This is a genomic window from Micromonospora endophytica, assembly GCF_003236305.1.
In the GTDB taxonomy this organism is placed as follows: Bacteria; Actinomycetota; Actinomycetes; order Mycobacteriales; family Micromonosporaceae; genus Micromonospora; species Micromonospora endophytica.
In genome coordinates this window covers 1-1036 of sequence record NZ_POTX01000486.1, presented here as the reverse complement: position 1 = coordinate 1036, position 1036 = coordinate 1, and the positions used below count along the sequence as shown (strand labels likewise).

General features: G+C 68.6%; 1 protein-coding gene. It reads left to right on the top strand.

The window, feature by feature from the left end; all coding sequences use genetic code 11:
* A partial coding sequence (locus C1I93_RS30670) for a type IV toxin-antitoxin system AbiEi family antitoxin domain-containing protein (RefSeq protein ID WP_438819601.1) occupies positions 1-944 on the top strand: 944 nt, incomplete at its 5' end.
* Positions 945-1036: the final 92 nt, after the last annotated feature.

Sequence of the window (1036 nt, the reverse complement as noted above, 5' to 3'; positions counted from 1 at the left end):
GGGTTCGGCAGGCTGGGTGGATGGCGAGTGACTTCGATCTGTTGCACCGGATGGCTGCGGGGCAGGGCGGGGTGGTGACGGCGCGGCAGGCGCTGGCCGTCGGTTACACCAGGGACCAGATCCGGCATTTCGTCAGGTCGGGACGCTGGACCAAGGTTGCCCGGGGGCGCTTTGTGCCAACTGTCGAGCCGGATGTGCTCCGACTACGGCGAGCGCGGATTCGTGCGGCGGTCGAGAGTCTGGGTCCGGATGCGGTGGCCGTCCTGGACACGGCCGCTGAGCTGCACGGCATCGCCGGACTGAGGGCGAACTCCGAGATCCACGTGTCGGTGCCGGTTTACCAGCCGCGTCCGCAGCGACGCAGTGATCCGGATCTGGTGGTGCACCAACTCACGCTTGGCCCCGCCGATCTGTCCGTACACGCGGGCATTCCCGTCACGACCGCGATCCGTACCGCTGCCGATGTCATCCTCCGGGTGGGCCGGTACCCGGCGATCTGCCTTCTCGACTCGGCGCTCAACCGGCAGTTGTTCACCGAAGCGGACCTTGCGGCGATTCCGGCCCTGATCGAAGGCCGCCGCGGCGCGGTTGCCGCGCGGACGTGGCTGGCCGAGGCGGACAGCCGCGCTCAGTCTCCCTTGGAGACCCGCTCAAGGCTGAGGTGCGTCGATGGCGGGGTACCGCCCGACGTGTTGCAACTGGAGGTCCGTGACGGGGACGGTTACCTGCTGGGAATCGGTGATCTCGGGTGGCGCGGTCCCCGGGTGATCGCCGAGGCGGACGGCCGGGAGCCACACGGCACACCACAGGCGGTCTACCAGGACCGGATCCGACAGAACCGGCTCGTCAACGCCGGCTGGCGGGTCCTCCGCTTCACCTGGTCCGACACCCTCCGCCCCGACTACATACCCGAAACCGTCCGCCAAGCCCTCCGCCGCCGCTGACCGATCCCCGGCGGCGTTGATCAAGAAGTTTTGGTCAGCCCCGGCGGATTCTGAGACGCAAACTTCTTGATCAACGGGGGCGGGCAGGGGGG